Below are 19,202 nucleotides of genomic sequence, written 5' to 3'. Positions count from 1 at the left end.
GCCGGGACAATTACTCTTGGTTTCTCTCGATTAGTTCTGCTGTGATTTCTTCTGCATACAGTCAAATCCAACTGCAAGCGCAAGCACGATACCCATGACAATATCCTGCACAAAGGAGTTGATGTTCATCAGCACCATACCATTCTGAAGAGCGCCAATGATACAGGTACCTGCCACAACGCCCGACATCTTACCATAACCACCAGTGATCGATACGCCGCCTAAAACCACACAAGTGATAACGTCAAACTCGTATCCAAGCGCTGCAGATGCGTTACCGGAATTGGTACGGGACAGAAGAACGATACCTGCCAGACCTGCAAAAAATCCGGACAATGCAAATACCAGATATTTTACAACGCCAACACGGATACCGGACAGCTTAGCCGCCTCAATATTACCGCCCACTGCGTAGAAATAACGGCCGAAGTAGGACTTATTCAGGATAAAGGAACCTACCGCGAAACAGATCGCCATAATGATAACCGGGATCGGCACGATTCCAATATAACCCTGGCCCAGTACAATGAATCCATCCGGGAATCCACTGATCGGCATACCGCCACAGATAATATAGGCCAGACCGTTAAATCCTGTCTGCGTTGCAAAGGTCGCAATGATGGCAGGGATTCCAATCGTGGAAACCATGAAACCATTGATCACACCAATCAGAGTTGCCGCAACCAGGGAAAGGATACATGCCAGATACATGTTCATTCCCATGTTTACCATCATATAAGCGCCGATAATATTTACAAAAGACATAATCGTACCAATGGAAAGGTCGATATCCCCAAGCAGGATAACGAATGTCATACCAATGGATGCAATACCGAATACCGCCACCTGACGGAGCAGAGTAAGCAGGTTGTCCGGATTGATAAAACGCGGGTTTGCAACTGTAAAGGCAACCACCAGCACAACCAGTACAACCCAGATTGCCTTATCTTTTAACTGATATACAACTTTATTACTATTCATATTAAGCCTCCTCAACCTTGGCTTTGGCCGCTGATGCGTATGCCATGATGGTTTCCTGACTGAATTCATCTCTACTGATCTCTCCAGTCATATCGCCCTCTGCAAGAACGATGATCCGATCCGACATACCCATTAATTCTTCCATTTCAGAAGAAATCATCAGAATTGCCTTTCCCTCTTTTTCCACCAAATCGTTCATTAACTTATAGATCTCATGTTTTGCGCCTACGTCGATACCACGGGTAGGCTCGTCAAATATGATCAGCTCGGAATCGGCTGCCAGCCATCTTCCAAGGATAACCTTCTGCTGATTACCACCGCTTAAGTTCTTTACCAGCTGATTCAAAGACGGAGTCTTGATGGCCATATTTTCTCTGTACTTTTCCGCAATAGCCTTCTCCTTCTTGGAATCAATCACGCTTAAGGTCGAATTTTTTTCATAGATGGGCATATTGATATTATTCTTAATCGAAATGCCCAGCATAGCGCCGTGACGCTTCCGGTCCTCCGGAACCAGCGCGATTCCCAAATCTATTGCCTCCCGAGGGGTCTTCGGGTTGACTTCTTTTCCTTTAAAGATAATCTGTCCGGACTGCTTCTTAGCCGCGCCGAAGATAATCTCTGCAAGCTCGGTACGTCCGGCTCCCACCAATCCGCCCAGTCCCAGGATCTCTCCTCTGTGTACCTTCAGGCTGATATTTCGGTCTCCGTTTCCGGTAACATTTTTCAGCTCCAGGACCACATCATCCTTCTGAATGCAGTCTCCTCTCGGCGGATAAGTCTCTGTCAGCTCACGACCCACCATCAGTTTGATCAGCTCCTGTACATGACTTTCTTTGGTGATCAAAGTTTTGATATACTCACCGTCACGCAGAACCAGGATCCTGTCAGACAGACGATAAATCTCTTCCAGACGATGGGAGATATAAATGATGGACACGCCCTGCTCTCTTAAAAGTTCCACCACTTCAAACATACTCTCGACTTCCTTGCTGGTCAGAGGTGCAGAAGGCTCATCCATGATCAGGATCTTGGCGTCCTGCTGGATCGCCTTGGCGATCTCTACCATCTGCTGATAACCGACAGTCAGATTTTTCATTAATTCTTTTGGATTAATCTTGATATGTAATCTCTCAAATGCCTTGGCCGCCTCTTTTTCCATGGCAGCCTTATCGATTATGATCCCTTTCCTGATCGGATGTCCCAGAAACAGATTCTCTGCCGCCGACAACTCCTTGACATTGTTAAACTCCTGGTAGATGATGGCGATACCGTTTTCCGATGCAAGCTGAGGAGTCATGCTTGTGAATTCTTTCCCATTTACTTTGATCTTGCCGGAGGTCGGAATAACCGCCCCGGAGCAGCACTTGATCAACGTAGACTTCCCGGCTCCGTTTTCACCGATCAAAGCCAGGATCTCTCCCTTTTTCAACTGCAGCGTAACGTCCTTCAGCGCAACAACACCCGGGTATTCTTTTCTTATATGCTCTAATTCCAATACATATTCTTCGCTCATATTCTTCCCCCGTGATAGTTTCACCAGGGGGCAGCTTAGAAAAGCCGCCCCCTGGTCTGTGTTTGAATTAACCAGCTACATTCTTAAGACAACTATTACATACCTGCCTGGATCTCTTCGATGTTGTCCATGTTGATCTCCATGGTCGGTCTGAATACGTTTCTGTCTTCGCCTGTGACGTCGTCAAAGTCGCCGTTCAGGATCTTCTCAAACATCTCGAAGCAAGCCTGTGCTGTATCGGTGTTGGAGCCTTCAAAACCTACGATAGCTCTAACGGCCTCATCACCTGCCTGCAGAGCGTCTAACTGCTCGCTTGTAACGTCAGTTGTAATAACGCCAACATCTTCCGGAATATTTCCAGCTCCGCCGTAGTGTGCAAGGAGCGCAGTGTTGGATCCGATCATCGCGCCAGCGCCTACACCAACCCATACCTTACAATCCGGATGAGCCTGCAGAACGGTCTCGGCTTTGGACTGAACTTCGTTGTTTACAACGCCGTCGATAGTAGCCACGATCTCATAATTATCTTCGCAGTTCTCTTCCAGACCTGCTTCGATTCCCTGCTGTCTCTCTAACAGAACCTGTGTATCCGGTTTTCCGATTACACATACCTGTGCTTTGTTGTCAGCAGTATAATGCTCGTTGATAAATGCCGCAGCTGTTTTTCCAATCTCTTTTCCAAGTTCTGTGTTGTCAAGAACCCAGTTTGCTGTGGTATTTTCCATCTCGTTATCCCAGCACATTACCTTGATGCCCTGGTTCATCGCATTCTGGCAGGAAGATTCTACTGCATCTGCATCATGAGGATGAACCATGATCATATCACATCCGCTGGTAATAAAGTTCTCGATCTGGCTGATCTGTGTGGACGCATTCTCAGAGCATCCAACGATAGTGGCATCGTAACCGTTCTCATCCAGGATTTCCTGAAGCTTGCTCATAACGCCTGCCCAGTACGCATTTTCCATATTCTGAATGGTAATGCCGATTTTCTTGCCGCCGCCTTCGCTTCCGCTGTCGTCACTGGAGCTGTCATCTGATGATGTCGGTGATTCTGTGGTACATCCGATTAGCATGGTTGCTACCATTGCGATGCAAAGGATAGCGCTTAACACTTTCTTTTTCATATTTCGTCCTCCTTTTAATGAAAATGTATTTTTTTATAGCCTTTGCTATTAGCTATCTGAAAAATGATTTAGAAGCAGGTAAACGCTCCGTCTACTACGATGTCGGAACCTGTGGTGAACGGGCAGCTGTCTCCGGCCAGGTATACCAGGATGGACTGCAGTTCTTCCGGTTTTCCAACTCTTCCCATCGGCGCCATCGCATTCCACTGTGCGATCAGCGGTTTCAGATGATCTGCATTCATGATCAGCTCGGTTCCGATGTATCCGGGGCTGATGCAGTTTACACGCACATTTTTCTTCGCCCACTCTACTGCCAGGGATTTGGTCAGCATGATCACGCCTGCCTTGGATGCATTGTATGCACACTGCGGCTGCGGCACATTTACGATGTGTCCGGACATGGAAGCAGTATTGATGATAGAACCATAGCCCTGTTTCAGCATCACGCGTCCTGCTGCTGTGGCACAGAGATATACACCTGTCAGGTTGATGTCAATGACCTTCTTCCACTGCTCAAAAGTCATCTCTTCTGCCGGCTGGTTGATGCAGATACCGGCGTTGTTATAGCAGGCATCCAGTTTGCCGTAAGTTTCCACTACTTTTGCGACCATGGCCTCAACCTGTTCCTGATTGGTAACGTCGCACTGGATCGCAATCGTGTTGGATCCGGTAGCTTCTTTGATCTCCTCTGCCACTTTCTGTGCGCCTTCCAGGTTAATGTCAACGATGGCCACATCAGCTCCTGCCTCTGCAAACGCCATGGCTGCACATCTTCCGATCCCGCTGGCAGCGCCTGTTACATAGATTGCTTTCCCGTCCAGTCTCATTTTCTCAATAATTCCCATTTCGTCCTCCTTCCGGTTGTTAGCCGTTCCATATAATATAACACTTTTATAAAGGTGTTTTATAAATTTGTTTACATTATAGAACTCAGTCTCGCTTTTTCGCAAGACGGAATAACAGACAAATTATCATTTTTAGATTTGTACAATCTGCATAATGTTATTTTTTTATCAACGCGATTTGTATGGCAGATTGTACAGTTCTTTTTCACTTATCTGTCATATACAGCCTGTACAATCAGATGGATGCAATATAATCCTTGATCTGATAAAGCGCTGCTCCCAGAGCCGATGCCTCTTTCTGGTACCGGCAGGGCCTTGCGTAAGAGCCGTCGTGATCAAAAATATCCTTTGGCGCCAGCCTCTGACGAAACTCTTCCATATAAGGTTCCATAAAACTTCCCACATAGCCTCCCAGTACAACGTCGCAGTCAAAAGCCATCCGAAGATTATCTACCACCAACGCAAGATCGTCCAGATATTGATTCCAGACTTTCCGATAACCGGAGTCTCCTTTCTCTAGCTTTTCAAAGAAACGCTCCAGCTTTCCATCTTCCAGATCCGCCAGATTCGATGCCGAACAATAAGCATCTACGCACCCTTGTTTTCCGCAATAGCAGGTCTTCCCACCCGGGTACAGGGTCATGTGGCCAAATTCAGCGCTCCGCCAGTTGTCTCCTTCATAAGCGTCTGTCACAGCCCTCTCCCGTATGTCTTCCCTTACATCTTCTGTCTCCGGGGGCTTCACATTGATCGCGCCCCCCACCGTGTTGCTCAAAAGAAGATAGATCATACTTCCTCTTTCCTTCTGCCACAATGCTTCAGAAAGAGCGGCCGCATTGGCGTCATTAATAATCTCACAGGGATATGGCATCCGTGTCGTCCACTCCTCACACTCTACCTCATATAAACCCAGCACATGAGAATTTGCGATCATGTCCCTTGCTTTATCCACGATTACCGGCATAGACAGCCCCATGCCCAGGATCTTCTCTTCCGGGATCTGATTTTCTTTCACAAAAGTCCTCACGATCTCTGCAATTTCTTCTATATAGGCAATCTCATTCCGGAAGGACTTCTGAATCCGGCGATGCCGAAGTGTTTCTTCACTTAGATCCGTATAAACCAGACTGACATGATTCAGCGTGATATCCACACCGATGGCATACACCCCGTCCTTGACAGATGCGATCGCTTTGGCCTTTCTCCCTCCGGTGGATTCATACTCTCCCACCTCGCGGATCACACCGTCTTCCTTCAGTTCCTTGACAATGGACATCACCGTCGGTCCGCTCACATCCAGCGCCGCGGAAATCTCAGACATACAGGTCTCCCTGGTATTATTGATAAAACGAAAGACCCGGTTGCGGTTTCTTCTTCTTACATCTGTATTATTGGTACTGATCTTCATATTTCAACCACCTCTTTTTTAAGGTGTTTTTTTAAGTATTTTATTAACGCAAATATATTATATCACTACTTCAACTTTTTTTCAACAGAAACTATACAGGTTATACAATTTTTTTGTTCAAATCCAAATTTTCATTGTTCACTTTTGTTGTTTTTTTGTTCCACTGGTGGTATATTTGATAACATCAGAAGAATTTGATCACCAAAGGAGGAACGGGAACCTATGAAACACGGAATTTACTATGCTTACTGGGAAAAAGAATGGGCTGCGGACTATACTTATTATGTAGACAAAGTAGCGCGGCTGGGATTTGACATCTTAGAGGTGGGCGCAGCTCCCCTGCCAGACTATAGTCCGGATCAGATCCGCGCCCTCAGAGACTGTGCAACAGCAAATCATATTGAACTGACTGCAGGATACGGTCCTACCCGTGACCACAATCTGGGATCCGCAGACCCTGCCATCCGCAAGAATGCCAGAGAATGGTTCACCCGTCTCTTTGATGTGATGGCGCAGCTTCACATTACTCTCATCGGCGGCGCACTCTACTCATACTGGCCCCTGGACTTCTCCAAGGGCGTAAACAAAGAAGATGACTGGAAACGCAGCGTAGAAGCAATGCAGGACATTGCCCCTGTAGCCGCACAGTACGGCATTACTATGGGCATGGAAGTCCTGAACCGATTTGAGAATCATATCCTGAATACTGCCGAAGAAGGCGTGGCCTTTGTAAAAGAAGTGGGAATGGATAATATCAAGGTCATGCTGGATACTTTTCATATGAATGTGGAAGAATCCAGTATCGGCGACGCCATCCGCACCGCCGGCAGCCTGCTCGGCCACTTCCACACTGGCGAATGCAACCGGATGGTTCCTGGAAAAGGACGCACTCCCTGGCGGGAGATCGGCAATGCTCTTCGGGATATCGGATATGACGGCACAGTAGTCATGGAGCCTTTTGTCACGATGGGCGGCCAGGTAGGTCAGGATATTCATGTATGGCGGGACATTAGTCACGGCGCCACCGAAGAGCAACTGGACAAAGATGCCCGCGACGCCGTAACCTTCCAGAGATACATGCTGGACTGGAAATAGAACGCGGTATTCTGTCAATATTGAAAGAACTATACAACACGAAATGCAACATAAAAAATAAACCCTTGATTTTTCAAGGGTTTTTCCATGCCGCAGACCGGAATCGAACTCTACGGAAATCCTACAAACCGCATAGAAAGGAGGCTTGTACCGCTTCTGTTGTACAGTGTACAACTTTTGTACAACTTCATTTCTTGTTAATGGAAATCATGACCTGCTACTACTCAGTAAAATCCTTCTCTCCCATAGTAATCTCAATATAGTCAAGATTTGATTTTAATTTATCTAACATTTCCTTTACTGTTTTATGATTAATTCCGTACTTTATCTGGATTCCACATTTTACATAAGAAATCTCATCCCCTATTTTGCCACTACTGGCTAAATGTTCTAATTGCTCTACAGTAAATATAAATACGTAACCATATTTCTCTTCTTTATCGTACAAAACAAATCCTATTGTTGGAATAAGTTGATTTTTAGCGCAATTTTGTTTAATTGATTCAAGATCGTCAAAAGTCTGTGAACGCGTTTCACTTCCCGGTATATTTCTATAACGTATAACAACACCATACTTCTTATCTGGGTCTTTTCTATTAGCAACGATATAACCTATCGAATTGATATTACTGTCTTCGATATTTAAATTACCTTTTGCTTGAAGCGCAAATCTTACAAATTCTTCACTGATTACATCATCTACAACTTTTATGAATGATTCCTCCATATGTCTATAAAATCTATTAACTCTTGTTACCGAATCATCATCGAGAGGCTCCAACACCGGAACCTCTCATATTCTATGTATTCTTTTTTACTGTAAGTCATACGCATTGTAGAACCTACTAATAATCGTAGCACACACCGCCCTGGCAGTTTCACCCTGCGGATTTAACCTTCCATTATCACCACTAATAATGCCATTCGCCACACACCACGACATAGCATCACGGGCGTAGTCACTCACGGATGAAGCATCCGGATAGGAACTAAAGTCTGCCCTCTGGGAGGTGTCCAAGCCTTTGGCATTGGCGTATCGGAACATCATGGTTGCCATCTGTTCCCGGTTAATCTTATCAGCGGGGCCGAAGTTTCCATTGGAATATCCGGTTACCACACTTGCATCAGCTGCCCACAGGATAGCGTCCGTGTACCACTGACCATCCGTAACATCCTTAAAGGTTGCTTCGAAAGCAATATCCGGTTCGCTTTCCATTCGATACAGGATGATTGCGAACTGTGCTCTTGCCAGTGTCTCTACAGGTGCAAAGGTGGTAGCGTCCATTCCGGTCATAAGACCTTTTTCATAGACATCTGCTACGGTGTCGTAATACCAGGCATCTGGAGTTACATCTGTATAGGGCAGTGTGACTCCTGGTTCCGGGTCTGGTGTCGGCTCGCCCGGGTCTGTCCCTGGTTCTTCCGGGTCAGGTTCTGTTTCAGCAGTAACGGTTACTGCAACGGATGCAGAAGCATTTCCACAAGTAGCTGTAACGGTCGTAGACCCAGCCTTAACACCCGTAATTACACCATTACTAACCGTAGCAATAGACGGATCAGCACTCGCCCAAGTAATAGTTTTATCAGTCGCATCAGACGGCTCTACCGTAGCCGTAACCGTAGCAGACCCACCCTCATCCAAAGTTACCGAAGCAGGACTAACACTAACGGATGTAGCCTCGACAACAGGCGGTTCGCCGTTCTGAATGATGTTTATATCTGTAGAAGTCACCCAACCTTGATCTGTTAACCTGTAAAGAGAGAACTGGTCCCACCCAGTAGTATTAGAATAACAATTTACAACAACGTCTCCATAAACACTTAGACTACCATCATCTGCATATAAGACCTCTGGAGCATTGCCTTCAAATGTAATACTGTTCGAAACATAATATAATGCATCTGTACCAACTGCCTTTACACTACTTGGAATTGTGATATCTTTTAAACCAGTCTGAGAAAAGGACGCCTGGTCCAGAAATAGCAACGAATTAGGCAATGATACACTCTGTAATGACTTACACCCCTCAAATGCTGCAAGTCCTACCTCCTGTACCCCCTCCGAAATAACTACCTCCGAAATAGGAGCGTTCTTAAAAGCGTACCGGGCAATAGATAACACCGGATAACCATCAACACTAGACGGAATCACTACCTTCCCCGTAGTGGCGTATGGGTCGATGGCTTCGACTGAGATGAACCAGTGCCAATTTTCACTATTCTCCTGCATTTCCCAATATGTTGTAGTATACTTAAGACGGTAAAGGAGGGTGCCCTCCGATTTTACATAGTCAAAGCCTTCCTTTACCCATCCATTAGCTGCTGCCCATTCATCTGTAGGCTCTGGCAATTGGGAAATATCCTCCGCCTGAACAACTACCGGTGGCGAAACAGCACCAACCACAGGAACCAACAACGCCATGGACAAAGCACCTAAAATACACCTCTTAAATAAATTCTTTTTTCTCATAATAATTTCCTCCTTTAAGTAAACTTACTCCTTCCTAAAATAGTAGTCTTTATCCCCTTAAATCCGATACCGCCCCCTATCACCGCCATATCAATCTCTATTCATCAGGCAACCTCTTCCAATTTCTGAAAATCAGGATTTCATTATCGTATCTTTGATTTTTTAGCCCATTGCCTTATAACAACTATACTATCGCTACTTATATATAACAAGGAGTTTTTCGACAAATATTTCTCTTACGCCATCTATTTTTTCACCTGGTAAAGCTCTCCTTGAAATTAGTTTATTGCTCTTATATAATTTATCTAGGACATTCCCGAGGTGGCAGCATGAAGTATGGGCGGATTTATAATTTAAGAACAGACCACGATCTGACAATCAAAACACTTTCTGCTGAAATAGATTTACACCGGGATGTATACGCCAGGTACGAAAAAGGTTTTCGAGATGTACCAACAGATGTACTGATAAAACTGGCAGATTATTATAATGTCTCCGTTGACTATCTGCTTGAGCGTACCGATAAGAAAGAAGTCAACCGATAAAATTTCAGTCGTCTAAACTATTTAGGAAGGGAATGGCTATGTATAAGGACTTTGATGATAAAACAACATATGACATACAATATTTAGGGAAAATGTGGCAGATTCTAATTCCTTATTGCAATTTAAAATATACGCTTAATAGTGAAACCGGTACACGCATAAACAAATATCAAACTTTTACAACCCTATATCAACAAATACAAGAAAGGCTGCATTTTGATTATATATCCATGGCAACTCTGACAAAAGCGGACTACAACTATATAAAGAATGCTTTCATTAACGATGAAATATATGAAAAATATAACTCATGTTTATTAAAGCCAATTGCCCCACTTAAAAAGGACTCTTTTCTAGATTCGTATGCATTATTAAAAAGTTATCAACATAAACAAATTGTGGAATGTGTAATGAAAGCAAATATTAAAACGCAAAATTGTAATTACGAGAATTTAAACAGCGAAACACCCATCCCGTTTCACGCGAAAAACATAAAAATCATTTTAGATGCGTTTAATATTACAGTATCAGAAGTTGATAAAAAAATATGGGAATTAGAAACTGAGAATAGCCATGATGTTCCGCCACACAATAAACACATTGTCAGTAAAATTATTAATAAAGAAACTCATGAGATAATTGATATAGACAAATTGCAATCTATAGCAACTGCAATTAATAAAATCATTGAGGAGAAGTATAGCAAAACTGATGTCGGTATTCTTAATGAGAACTATTATGATGATTCATTTAGATGGATTAATATATTTGCACCTCAAAACTGTAAATACGAAAACGAAACCTATGCATTTTATAAAGAATACCCTATCACTATAGAAGATTTTGAAAAGAGCCGAATCTCATATTGTGGTGGAGATAATAAATACTATAGGTTTGACTTCGACTGGTTAGCGCAGATATTTAAAAAATTAAATAAATCTCAAAAGCAAATAATGATAGACTTAATATATGAATTCCTTTATGAGGAGTATAAAGTTCTTTTAAAAAATTTAATTCGAGACGTACTAAAGAAAGAAGGCGTAAACATTAAAGAATATGAAGAAAAATGGGGTGAAATACCGGAAAATATTCCTGATCTTCGATTCTTAAAATTAATAAAGGCGTTTTCTAAAATTAAATAATCATTTATTAGTTATCATTTAGAATGGCTGGGTAACCCAGTCATTTTTTATTTTCCCCCTTTTTGTCATTATAAGGGGGAATTCTGGCTTATGGATAGGGTCATGCGATAGATTATAAGTGTCAGCAATACATAGCTGAAAAACTTCAAGAAAAGAGGTGTTGTTGATGCTCATTGAATAACCCCCGCAGGGCGGGGGCAACCATCAGTAACCCGTAAACGTCAGGCTGCGATGATCTTCTGTGACAAGACGATTATATCATATTCTGACAGATTCCAAAAGGAGGCATTATGAAAAAACAAATGTCCACAAAAGGGGCTCCATTGGCTGTTTACTCAAAGGATCCCTATTATATTGTGAATGACAGCTATGCCCGCCATGAGTACCAAGATGGAGAAAAGACGGATAAGATAGCCGGAATCGTTTATACGGTAACCGGAGCGAAATCCTATGATCAGTTTGACATCCTGGTAAAAGAGACCCAGCCGATTATTACATCGGAACAACTGGAAGAACTTAAAGAGAAGGATGAAAAACTGCTTGTTACCTTTGATAATGCTATTGTAAAACCTTACTACAACGAAAGAATGAAATCCATTCAGGACAGTATCAAGGCCGACTCAATACATATTGTACCTAAGAAACAGTGATTCAAAACGGGGGCGATAAGCCCCCTCAAAAGGAGGAATTCATTATGATGATAGTTGATATTATTATTATTATACTCGTCTGCATTTGTGGTTTTATGATTAGCGGGTATGTGATATACCGGCTATATCCCAAGAGTACAGAGCGTTGGGAAGATGGCGTTTCATTCATGGTACACCTGGTATTTGATCCACTCTTTTCCCTCGCAAAATTCATTTATAAAAAGGTGGTTGATAAACTGCTGACGGATCAGACCGTAGACATAACCTATATACTCACCGAGCAGGAACCTCTTGACCTGGTGGATGCTCTTGAAGATCATCCTTATGACACTCCTGCACTGGCAAGCTATATCCCGAACGCAAACGGTATTTCATGGATTGATATAAAAGCTGTGGGCTTGGCAGGACGCTACAAAGACATTACATATGAGCAGATTGTAGCAATCTGCCAGAATATCATTGAAACCTACTTTATGAAAACCCGGGGTTGTCAGGTGGCGGTCTATATCCGTGTAGCATCACCGACACGTCTCTATTTCGCAATTCCCCTTTCGGACGCCGGGAAACGCTTTCTTGACAGGCAGGAAGTGTCTGCTGCGGAGTCCGTAAGTGATCCTGCACCAGCTGAACCTTTGACCGAGACAGTACCGGAACGATCTCCAGATACAAGGGAGAATCGATGATCTTAGGATACCAGCTGTCTGACTATCAGGAGTACGGCTTGAAAGTACCTGTCAGTATCACACTGGCAAAACAGACAAGCAGTATCCTGATAGCCGGAAAATCCGGCTCAGGGAAAAGCCTTTCTGCCCGGTGGTATCTCTGGCAGCTGCTTTCATCCGGGGAAAGTGCGGTATATATCTCGGATTATAAAGCAGGGGAAGAATATGAGGCCTTTGAGGGATCCCCTGCCTATGCTTCGGGACAGGACGCAATTCAGATGATCCTTGACTTCTATGATTTTTTCACAGAGATCAGGAGAAGACGGATCAGGCTAAAAAAGCATTATACGCTATTCATTGAAGAGTATTTCGGCCTGCTGACTTATGCGGAAACCCAGTCAAAGAAGCTGAAAACAGAGATCATGTCAAAGGTAGGCGAGATACTTGCGGTCTCTCGAGCCTTAAACACTGGTTTAATGGTTTGTGTCCAACGGGCAGATGCAGCAAACTTCGCTTCTGGCAGTCGGGAGCAGTTTCAGGCAGTCCTTTCTTTTGGTCGGTGTTCCGCTGAACAATTCCGTATGTTGGGATTTTCCGGCGAATTGGAAGAGAATCCCACAGGCAGTTATAAAGCGGGGCAGGCTCTTGCTCTGATCGATGGCCAGGAGTCGGTTCAGGAGATTATAGTTCCGTTGATTAGGAATCCTGATGTAATGTGCCGGGATTTGCGGTTCTATCTTTCCCATCAGCCGGATTTCCGTCCGCCGGACGGGGCGGATGCCGTAAGGCAGTAGCCCGGGAGGCGGTAAGGGATCCGGGGGTTCCGTGGCTAAGTAGTACCACGGAACCCAAACATTAATAATCTCTTGCATTTTCAGCCTTACAGCCCGTTCGCACCTTTGCACAAAGCGAACACTGTAATTTTTAGAAGAGATTTATAGATTTAAATATAGCAATAAAAATTCAGACATCTGAACAAAAGCAAAAAAACGGAGGTAATCCTTATGGTACAAGAAACAACTGAAAAGAAAATGACAACAGATAAAGCAGAAGAAACAACAACAGAAACGACACTTCCTGTGATTAGTGACATAGAATCGATCCGGGGTACAGTAGTGAACCATACCCCGGAAGAGATCGATGAGTTTGAAAAGATATGCAGACAGATATATGAAGAGCAGAAAAACTCGAATAATTCCTATTTTCAAATAGCAATATCGATCTACAACGTATATATCAAAAAATGGTTTGATATATTAGGAGATTCAGACATTTATAATTTCGCGAAGAGAATTTTTGGAATTAGCCGGAGCAGGTGTTCTGAATTTAAAAGGGTGGTTGAAGCTTTCGGTGCTATTGATGAAAAGACAAACTGCTGTACCGGAATCAAGCCCGAGTTTCAGAATTATTCGGTTTCGCAATTAGTTGAAATGTCGAAAATGGACAAAGATCAGCAGGAACTTGTTACAGAAAATACATCTGTTTCTTCCATGAAAAAGTTACGGCTTAACAATGAACTTCAGGAAATTTCGTCAGAAAAAGAGTCTGCTCCGAAGCCGAAAAAGAGAAATTATCAGCTTTATAAAGGGGATAATCTGGAAAGCTATGAAGCTCTGGAGAAGTCTCTGCTTTCGAGACTCTCGGAGTTTACAGATGAGCATGAAGTAATCCGCAACATCAAGATTACCCTGTCTTATGAAGAATAGGACAGGATAGAAAGAGGTGGGCACTTATGGCGAAAACATCCGATCCACAGCGCCATGCTTTTCAGTTGACGCTTAATAATCCGTTAGATTATGGCACGGATCATACCGAGATAAAGAAACGACTGATTGAGAATTTTACTACCCTTGAATTTTTCTGTATGGCTGATGAAATCGGCGGGGAAACCCAGACTTTCCATACTCATGTATATGTATACTTTAGTTCCCGTGTCCGCTTCAGCACTCTTAAGCGTCATTTTGAGAAAGCACATATCGAGGCTGCAATCGGAACCCCTCAGGCGAACATCGCATATATCAAGAAACGTGGGAAATGGAAAGATTCAGACAAGGCCGAGACAAGCATTGAAGGAAGTTATGAAGAATGGGGAAAAGAGCCATTCCCTAAAGGAGAAAACACGCTGATGCAGGACTTATACCGCATGGTAGTGGACGATGGGCTTTCCAATGCAGAGATCATTTCCGAAAACCCGGATTACATCCCTCATCTGACCTCGATTGACAGACTCAGAACAACTATGCTGACAGAAAAGTTTAAAAACACTCGTCGTCTGAATCTGAAAGTCATTTATATAAACGGAGCGACCGGATCAGGCAAGACAAGGGGCGTACTAGACGAATATGGAGATTCCGCAGTATACAAGGTAAATGATTATGAACATCCTTTTGACTCCTACGCCTGCCAGCCTGTCCTGTGCTTTGATGAATTCCGCTCACAGCTGCGGATCAGCGACATGCTCGGCTATCTCGATATCTACCCGGTGGAACTCCCGGCAAGATACGCAAACAAGGTTATGTGTGCAGAAACAGTATGCCTGACTTCAAACTGGGATCTGGAAATGCAGTATAAGGCCTCACAGCTTGAAGATCCCGAAACATGGCGGGCATTCCTGCGGCGGATTCATGAGGTTCGGACGTACGAACAGGACGGATCCGTCACAGTATACGATTCCGTAGAGAAATATCTGAACCGCAATTCAGAATTTCATAAAGCAACAAAAGAAGAAATGGACGAATTACCGTTCAAAAATTAGAAAAGGAGAGAATGAATCATGAAGAGAAAAGAAGTAGAAACACTTGCAGCCAAATTAACTTTACTGATCCGGGCGTTGCCCTCCTGCTCTACGCTTGAAACACTGGCTTTAAAAGCCCAGGAATCAGCAGGAGTCTATGAGATTTCATACACCCGGGATTTCGTCGACAATCAGACTTCGGAATCCCTGGATATCTTTTTTCGGGAGCATGATACCCATATTTCGGTCATCGCCGACCCAAAAGCATTTACGCTTGAGGTTACTCCAGATCGTACTCTGGACTACGAAGGAGAAAGACTCATCTCCTTTCCGCGAGAGCACTAATACGAATCAAGAAGGAGGATTCTAGTCAATACGCCTAGTGTAATGTTTTGTAGTGTAATGTGATGTAATGTATAAGAGTTGAATGATTGACTAGAATTTCTTTTATGTATTGCTAGATTATGCAGTATATGGAAATTATTAGCAAACCTATGCTTACAATTGAACAGAAGAAACAGGCAGCTTCTATTAAACAGTTGAAGGACTCTATTGACAGTGGTACACTAAACTTATCAGAAGCGGTACAACTGATAGAAATGACTAAGAAGCAAAAAGAAAAACTTGTATCGGAAATTTATTTTAAAAACAGAAGGGGGAAAGATTTTTACACTTGTAAGGACGGACGGTTTAAGTCATACAATCCACAATTTATTGCCAATACCAGAGCAGAATTAATTGATAAACTGTATGCATACTATTTCGATAATACTTTAGAAGATGTTTATAAACAATGGGTAACGCATCGTTCTGAAACTAAAATCGTATCAGGCAAGACCATAGAGGAAGACATCAGCATATGGAAACGTTTTTTAGCTGATTCCGAAATTTCTAAAATGCAGATTGCTGAAATAAAACCAAAGCATCTGATGAAACTTTTTCAAATATGGACAGGCAACGGATTCATTACCAGAAAAGATTTTAATAACAGAAAATCTGTTTTAAACGGAATTTTCCGCTATGCTGTGCTAAATGAGATCATCACTTACAATCCGATCACATCAATTCCTTGTAATGATTTGAAATATAAACTTCCGTCAACAAAGAAAAAGGCATATACGATCAAAGAGCGTGCCACTCTATTGTCTTATCTTCAAACACTGGAACCTGATGCCTATATTCTGGCTATTATGCTTGCGTTCTATGGTATATTCCGAATCGGAGAAATTAAGGCTTTGTCATGGGACAATAAAGATGAGAATATGGTTGTAATACGCCAGCAGCTTATAGAGGAACGGACAGTACAAGCAGATTTGACATTAAGCCAGCCGCACCGGGTATTAAAAGATCCAAAAGGAAATCCTTCTTACAGCATACGGACAGAGTATCTTCCTGCGGAAGGCGTCACCGTTCTGAAAAAAATGAAAGCTCTGAATCCAAACGGGAAATTTCTTTTCATGCATAAAGGCAGACCCTTGACGACAGACACCTTCAACCGCCGTTTAAGAAAGTATTGCAACGAGGCAGGCATTATCTACCTGTCCAGTCATAAAATACGTTTTACCGGTGCTTCTATGCTCTATAATGCAGGCGTAAAGCCAATCGACATTCAACCTTTATTGGGACATTCTACACTTGCCATGACAGAGCATTATATAGGCCAGCGGGTCGATGACAACGATACTTCACAAATGGCTCGCATTTTAGCTTAAGGCACGTATTTACAGACTGTACAACTTTGTACAACTTTTTCAAAAAAACAAAAAACGCTTCAACCCCTCTATTTACAAGGGATTGAAGCACCTTACAAAACTGCCGCAGACCGGAATCGAACCGGTACGGGAGGTTAGTCCCGCAGGATTTTAAGTCCTGTGCGTCTGCCAGTTCCGCCACTGCGGCATAACAATATAAAATTGTTAATGGGGCCTATAGGGCTCGAACCTATGACCCTCTGCTTGTAAGGCAGATGCTCTCCCAGCTGAGCTAAGACCCCATATAACGACCCAGAAGAGACTCGAACTCTCGACCTCCGCCGTGACAGGGCGGCGCTCTAACCAACTGAGCCACTGGGCCATATATTCATTGTGGTAAATGGACCTTCGGGGACTCGAACCCAGGACCGACCGGTTATGAGCCGGTTGCTCTAACCAACTGAGCTAAAGGTCCAAAATCATAAAGTCCCATTCAGGAACCAAGCCGATGATCGGACTCGAACCGATAACCTGCTGATTACAAATCAGCTGCTCTGCCAATTGAGCCACATCGGCAAAATGACTCCGACGGGAATCGAACCCGTGTTACCGCCGTGAAAGGGCGATGTCTTAACCTCTTGACCACGGAGCCAAAAAACTCCCCCTGTTGGACTCGAACCAACGACAACTCGGTTAACAGCCGAGTGCTCTACCGACTGAGCTAAGGAGGAATATTCATATAAAGATATATAATTCATATACCTTCAAAACTGCATATAAGAAACTTCATCCTGCCTACCGACCTTCTTTGGTCATGCCCTCGACCGATTAGTAGCAGTCAGCTCCATACATTACTGTACTTCCACCTCTGCCCTATCTACCTCGTCGTCTTCAAGGGGTCTTACTAACTTGCGTTAGGGATATCTCATCTTGAGGGGGGCTTCACGCTTAGATGCCTTCAGCGTTTATCCCCTCCCGGCTTGGCTACTCTGCCATGACCTTGGTAGTCAACAGATACACCAGCGGCCAGTCCATCCCGGTCCTCTCGTACTAAGGACAGCTCCTCTCAAATATCCTACGCCCGCGCCGGATAGGGACCGAACTGTCTCACGACGTTCTGAACCCAGCTCGCGTACCGCTTTAATGGGCGAACAGCCCAACCCTTGGGACCTACTTCAGCCCCAGGATGCGATGAGCCGACATCGAGGTGCCAAACCACTCCGTCGATGTGAACTCTTGGGAGTGATAAGCCTGTTATCCCCAGGGTAGCTTTTATCCGTTGAGCGATGGCAATCCCACTTTATACCACCGGATCACTAAGTCCTACTTTCGTACCTGCTCCACCCGTCGGTGTCGCAGTCAAGCTCCCTTCTGCCTTTGCACTCTTCGAATGGTTTCCAACCATTCTGAGGGAACCTTTGAGCGCCTCCGATACCCTTTCGGAGGCGACCGCCCCAGTCAAACTCCCCACCTGACATTGTCCCCCAGCCGGTTCACGGCTGCTGGTTAGAAACCCAGTACTGCAAGGGTGGTATCCCAACAGTGGCTCCATGGCAACTGGCGTCACCACTTCTTTGCCTCCCACCTATCCTGTACATGCAATACCGAATCCCAGTATCAAGCTGGAGTAAAGCTCCATGGGGTCTTTCCGTCCTGGCGCAGGTAACCAGCATCTTCACTGGTACTTCAATTTCACCGGGTGCATTGTTGAGACAGTGCCCAAATCATTACGCCTTTCGTGCGGGTCGGAACTTACCCGACAAGGAATTTCGCTACCTTAGGACCGTTATAGTTACGGCCGCCGTTTACTGGGGCTTAAGTTCAAAGCTTCGCCTTAAGCTAACCTCTCCCCTTAACCTTCCAGCACCGGGCAGGCGTCAGCCCGTATACCTCACCTTTCGGTTTTGCACAGACCTGTGTTTTTGCTAAACAGTTGCTTGGGCCAATTCTCTGCGGCCGGCTCTCACCGGCACTCCTTCTCCCGAAGTTACGGAGTCATTTTGCCGAGTTCCTTAACAATGCTTCTCCCGTCGGCCTTAGGATTCTCTCCTCATCCACCTGTGTCGGTTTACGGTACGGGCACAACATAAACAATAGCGGCTTTTCTTGACGCATGGCTCACATGCTTCCCTACTCTTTGTTCGGTCCGCATCACGCCTTTGGATCATGTGACGGATTTGCCAATCACACTCCTACTTCGCTTGCACCGGTCTTCCCATTCCCGGCTCATGCTCTCCACACGTGTCCCCACAGTTCTGTTATGTTGTGGTACAGGAATCTCCACCTGTTGTCCATCGACTACGCCTCTCGGCCTCGCCTTAGGCCCCGACTTACCC

Annotated in this window: 17 protein-coding genes, 7 tRNA genes and 1 rRNA gene (1 of these 25 running past the window's edge); 10 read left to right on the top strand and 15 right to left on the bottom strand. The window is 44.3% G+C overall.

What is annotated here, in order from left to right:
• Positions 1–30 precede the first annotated feature (30 nt).
• The 5 genes from ABGT54_RS01110 to ABGT54_RS01090 form a co-directional block, all read right to left on the bottom strand.
• Entirely contained in the window at positions 31–981 is a 951-nt protein-coding gene (locus tag ABGT54_RS01110) for an ABC transporter permease (RefSeq protein ID WP_346662458.1), read from the bottom strand.
• Position 982: 1 nt separating this feature from the next.
• The gene (locus ABGT54_RS01105; protein ID WP_346662457.1) at positions 983–2,497 is read right to left on the bottom strand and encodes a sugar ABC transporter ATP-binding protein; all 1,515 of its coding nucleotides are present in this window, start codon (positions 2,495–2,497) and stop codon (positions 983–985) included.
• A 95-nt stretch (positions 2,498–2,592) separates the two neighbouring features.
• Positions 2,593–3,624 (bottom strand): sugar ABC transporter substrate-binding protein, encoded by a 1,032-nt coding sequence (locus tag ABGT54_RS01100; protein WP_346662456.1) that lies wholly within the window; start codon positions 3,622–3,624, stop codon positions 2,593–2,595.
• A 68-nt stretch (positions 3,625–3,692) separates the two neighbouring features.
• The gene (locus ABGT54_RS01095; protein WP_346662455.1) at positions 3,693–4,469 is read right to left on the bottom strand and encodes an SDR family oxidoreductase; all 777 of its coding nucleotides are present in this window, start codon (positions 4,467–4,469) and stop codon (positions 3,693–3,695) included.
• A 235-nt stretch (positions 4,470–4,704) separates the two neighbouring features.
• The gene (locus ABGT54_RS01090; RefSeq protein ID WP_346662454.1) at positions 4,705–5,877 is read right to left on the bottom strand and encodes an ROK family transcriptional regulator; all 1,173 of its coding nucleotides are present in this window, start codon (positions 5,875–5,877) and stop codon (positions 4,705–4,707) included.
• A 222-nt stretch (positions 5,878–6,099) separates the two neighbouring features.
• Between ABGT54_RS01090 and ABGT54_RS01085 the strand changes: the two genes are divergently transcribed.
• Positions 6,100–6,972, top strand: a complete 873-nt coding sequence (locus ABGT54_RS01085; protein ID WP_346662453.1) for a sugar phosphate isomerase/epimerase family protein — start codon at positions 6,100–6,102, stop codon at positions 6,970–6,972.
• A 220-nt stretch (positions 6,973–7,192) separates the two neighbouring features.
• Here ABGT54_RS01085 and ABGT54_RS01080 read toward each other — a convergent pair whose 3' ends face one another.
• Entirely contained in the window at positions 7,193–7,753 is a 561-nt protein-coding gene (locus tag ABGT54_RS01080; RefSeq protein WP_346662452.1) for a hypothetical protein, read from the bottom strand.
• Positions 7,754–7,786: 33 nt separating this feature from the next.
• Positions 7,787–9,442 carry an S-layer homology domain-containing protein gene (locus ABGT54_RS01075; protein WP_346662451.1) on the bottom strand — a complete coding sequence of 552 codons (1,656 nt, stop codon included), beginning with the start codon at positions 9,440–9,442 and terminating at the stop codon, positions 7,787–7,789.
• Between the two features lie 329 nt (positions 9,443–9,771).
• Here ABGT54_RS01075 and ABGT54_RS01070 point away from each other — a divergent pair, with 329 nt between their 5' ends.
• From ABGT54_RS01070 to ABGT54_RS01030, 9 genes are all read left to right on the top strand, one after another.
• Entirely contained in the window at positions 9,772–9,987 is a 216-nt protein-coding gene (locus tag ABGT54_RS01070) for a helix-turn-helix transcriptional regulator (RefSeq protein ID WP_346662450.1), read from the top strand.
• A 38-nt stretch (positions 9,988–10,025) separates the two neighbouring features.
• Positions 10,026–11,129: a hypothetical protein gene (locus ABGT54_RS01065; RefSeq protein WP_346662449.1), complete on the top strand. Its 1,104-nt coding sequence runs from the start codon at positions 10,026–10,028 to the stop codon at positions 11,127–11,129.
• Positions 11,130–11,419: 290 nt separating this feature from the next.
• A complete protein-coding gene (locus tag ABGT54_RS01060) occupies positions 11,420–11,779 on the top strand; it encodes a hypothetical protein (protein ID WP_346662448.1) in 360 nt (119 codons plus the stop codon).
• Positions 11,780–11,823: 44 nt separating this feature from the next.
• Positions 11,824–12,462, top strand: a complete 639-nt coding sequence (locus ABGT54_RS01055) for a hypothetical protein (RefSeq protein ID WP_346662447.1) — start codon at positions 11,824–11,826, stop codon at positions 12,460–12,462.
• The gene (locus ABGT54_RS01050; protein WP_346662446.1) at positions 12,459–13,235 is read left to right on the top strand and encodes a hypothetical protein; all 777 of its coding nucleotides are present in this window, start codon (positions 12,459–12,461) and stop codon (positions 13,233–13,235) included. Before ABGT54_RS01055 ends, ABGT54_RS01050 begins: the two co-directional genes overlap by 4 nt.
• Before the next feature lie 210 nt (positions 13,236–13,445).
• Positions 13,446–14,147 (top strand): hypothetical protein, encoded by a 702-nt coding sequence (locus tag ABGT54_RS01045; protein ID WP_346662445.1) that lies wholly within the window; start codon positions 13,446–13,448, stop codon positions 14,145–14,147.
• 26 nt (positions 14,148–14,173) lie between these two features.
• The gene (locus ABGT54_RS01040) at positions 14,174–15,196 is read left to right on the top strand and encodes a hypothetical protein (RefSeq protein ID WP_346662444.1); all 1,023 of its coding nucleotides are present in this window, start codon (positions 14,174–14,176) and stop codon (positions 15,194–15,196) included.
• A gap of 18 nt (positions 15,197–15,214) precedes the next feature.
• The gene (locus tag ABGT54_RS01035; RefSeq protein ID WP_346662443.1) at positions 15,215–15,520 is read left to right on the top strand and encodes a hypothetical protein; all 306 of its coding nucleotides are present in this window, start codon (positions 15,215–15,217) and stop codon (positions 15,518–15,520) included.
• A gap of 128 nt (positions 15,521–15,648) precedes the next feature.
• The gene (locus tag ABGT54_RS01030) at positions 15,649–16,887 is read left to right on the top strand and encodes a site-specific integrase (protein WP_346662442.1); all 1,239 of its coding nucleotides are present in this window, start codon (positions 15,649–15,651) and stop codon (positions 16,885–16,887) included.
• A gap of 101 nt (positions 16,888–16,988) precedes the next feature.
• Here the strand turns inward: ABGT54_RS01030 and ABGT54_RS01025 are convergent.
• From ABGT54_RS01025 to ABGT54_RS00990, 8 genes are all read right to left on the bottom strand, one after another.
• Positions 16,989–17,074 (bottom strand) — tRNA-Leu (locus ABGT54_RS01025).
• Positions 17,075–17,095: 21 nt separating this feature from the next.
• A tRNA-Val gene (locus ABGT54_RS01020) sits at positions 17,096–17,168 on the bottom strand.
• 6 nt (positions 17,169–17,174) lie between these two features.
• Positions 17,175–17,248, bottom strand: a tRNA-Asp gene (locus tag ABGT54_RS01015).
• A 19-nt stretch (positions 17,249–17,267) separates the two neighbouring features.
• Positions 17,268–17,341, bottom strand: a tRNA-Ile gene (locus ABGT54_RS01010).
• 28 nt (positions 17,342–17,369) lie between these two features.
• Positions 17,370–17,442, bottom strand: a tRNA-Thr gene (locus ABGT54_RS01005).
• 4 nt (positions 17,443–17,446) lie between these two features.
• Positions 17,447–17,518 (bottom strand) — tRNA-Glu (locus ABGT54_RS01000).
• Between the two features lie 6 nt (positions 17,519–17,524).
• Positions 17,525–17,597 (bottom strand) — tRNA-Asn (locus tag ABGT54_RS00995).
• 77 nt (positions 17,598–17,674) lie between these two features.
• Positions 17,675–19,202: ribosomal RNA gene (locus tag ABGT54_RS00990) — 23S ribosomal RNA — on the bottom strand (it continues 1,364 nt past the right edge of the window).

The organism is uncultured Merdimonas sp. (assembly GCF_963929015.1).
GTDB lineage: Bacteria > Bacillota > Clostridia > Lachnospirales > Lachnospiraceae > Merdimonas.
This window is presented reverse-complemented; position numbering and strand designations above follow the sequence as displayed.

Coding starts and splice junctions, on each gene's coding strand:
- ABGT54_RS01110 (WP_346662458.1), bottom strand. CDS start 981: ATGAATAGTAATAAAGTTGTATATCAGTTAAAAGATAAGGCAATCTGG.
- ABGT54_RS01105 (WP_346662457.1), bottom strand. CDS start 2,497: ATGAGCGAAGAATATGTATTGGAATTAGAGCATATAAGAAAAGAATAC.
- ABGT54_RS01100 (WP_346662456.1), bottom strand. CDS start 3,624: ATGAAAAAGAAAGTGTTAAGCGCTATCCTTTGCATCGCAATGGTAGCA.
- ABGT54_RS01095 (WP_346662455.1), bottom strand. CDS start 4,469: ATGGGAATTATTGAGAAAATGAGACTGGACGGGAAAGCAATCTATGTA.
- ABGT54_RS01090 (WP_346662454.1), bottom strand. CDS start 5,877: ATGAAGATCAGTACCAATAATACAGATGTAAGAAGAAGAAACCGCAAC.
- ABGT54_RS01085 (WP_346662453.1), top strand. CDS start 6,100: ATGAAACACGGAATTTACTATGCTTACTGGGAAAAAGAATGGGCTGCG.
- ABGT54_RS01075 (WP_346662451.1), bottom strand. CDS start 9,442: ATGAGAAAAAAGAATTTATTTAAGAGGTGTATTTTAGGTGCTTTGTCC.
- ABGT54_RS01070 (WP_346662450.1), top strand. CDS start 9,772: ATGAAGTATGGGCGGATTTATAATTTAAGAACAGACCACGATCTGACA.
- ABGT54_RS01065 (WP_346662449.1), top strand. CDS start 10,026: ATGTATAAGGACTTTGATGATAAAACAACATATGACATACAATATTTA.
- ABGT54_RS01060 (WP_346662448.1), top strand. CDS start 11,420: ATGAAAAAACAAATGTCCACAAAAGGGGCTCCATTGGCTGTTTACTCA.
- ABGT54_RS01055 (WP_346662447.1), top strand. CDS start 11,824: ATGATGATAGTTGATATTATTATTATTATACTCGTCTGCATTTGTGGT.
- ABGT54_RS01050 (WP_346662446.1), top strand. CDS start 12,459: ATGATCTTAGGATACCAGCTGTCTGACTATCAGGAGTACGGCTTGAAA.
- ABGT54_RS01045 (WP_346662445.1), top strand. CDS start 13,446: ATGGTACAAGAAACAACTGAAAAGAAAATGACAACAGATAAAGCAGAA.
- ABGT54_RS01040 (WP_346662444.1), top strand. CDS start 14,174: ATGGCGAAAACATCCGATCCACAGCGCCATGCTTTTCAGTTGACGCTT.
- ABGT54_RS01035 (WP_346662443.1), top strand. CDS start 15,215: ATGAAGAGAAAAGAAGTAGAAACACTTGCAGCCAAATTAACTTTACTG.
- ABGT54_RS01030 (WP_346662442.1), top strand. CDS start 15,649: ATGGAAATTATTAGCAAACCTATGCTTACAATTGAACAGAAGAAACAG.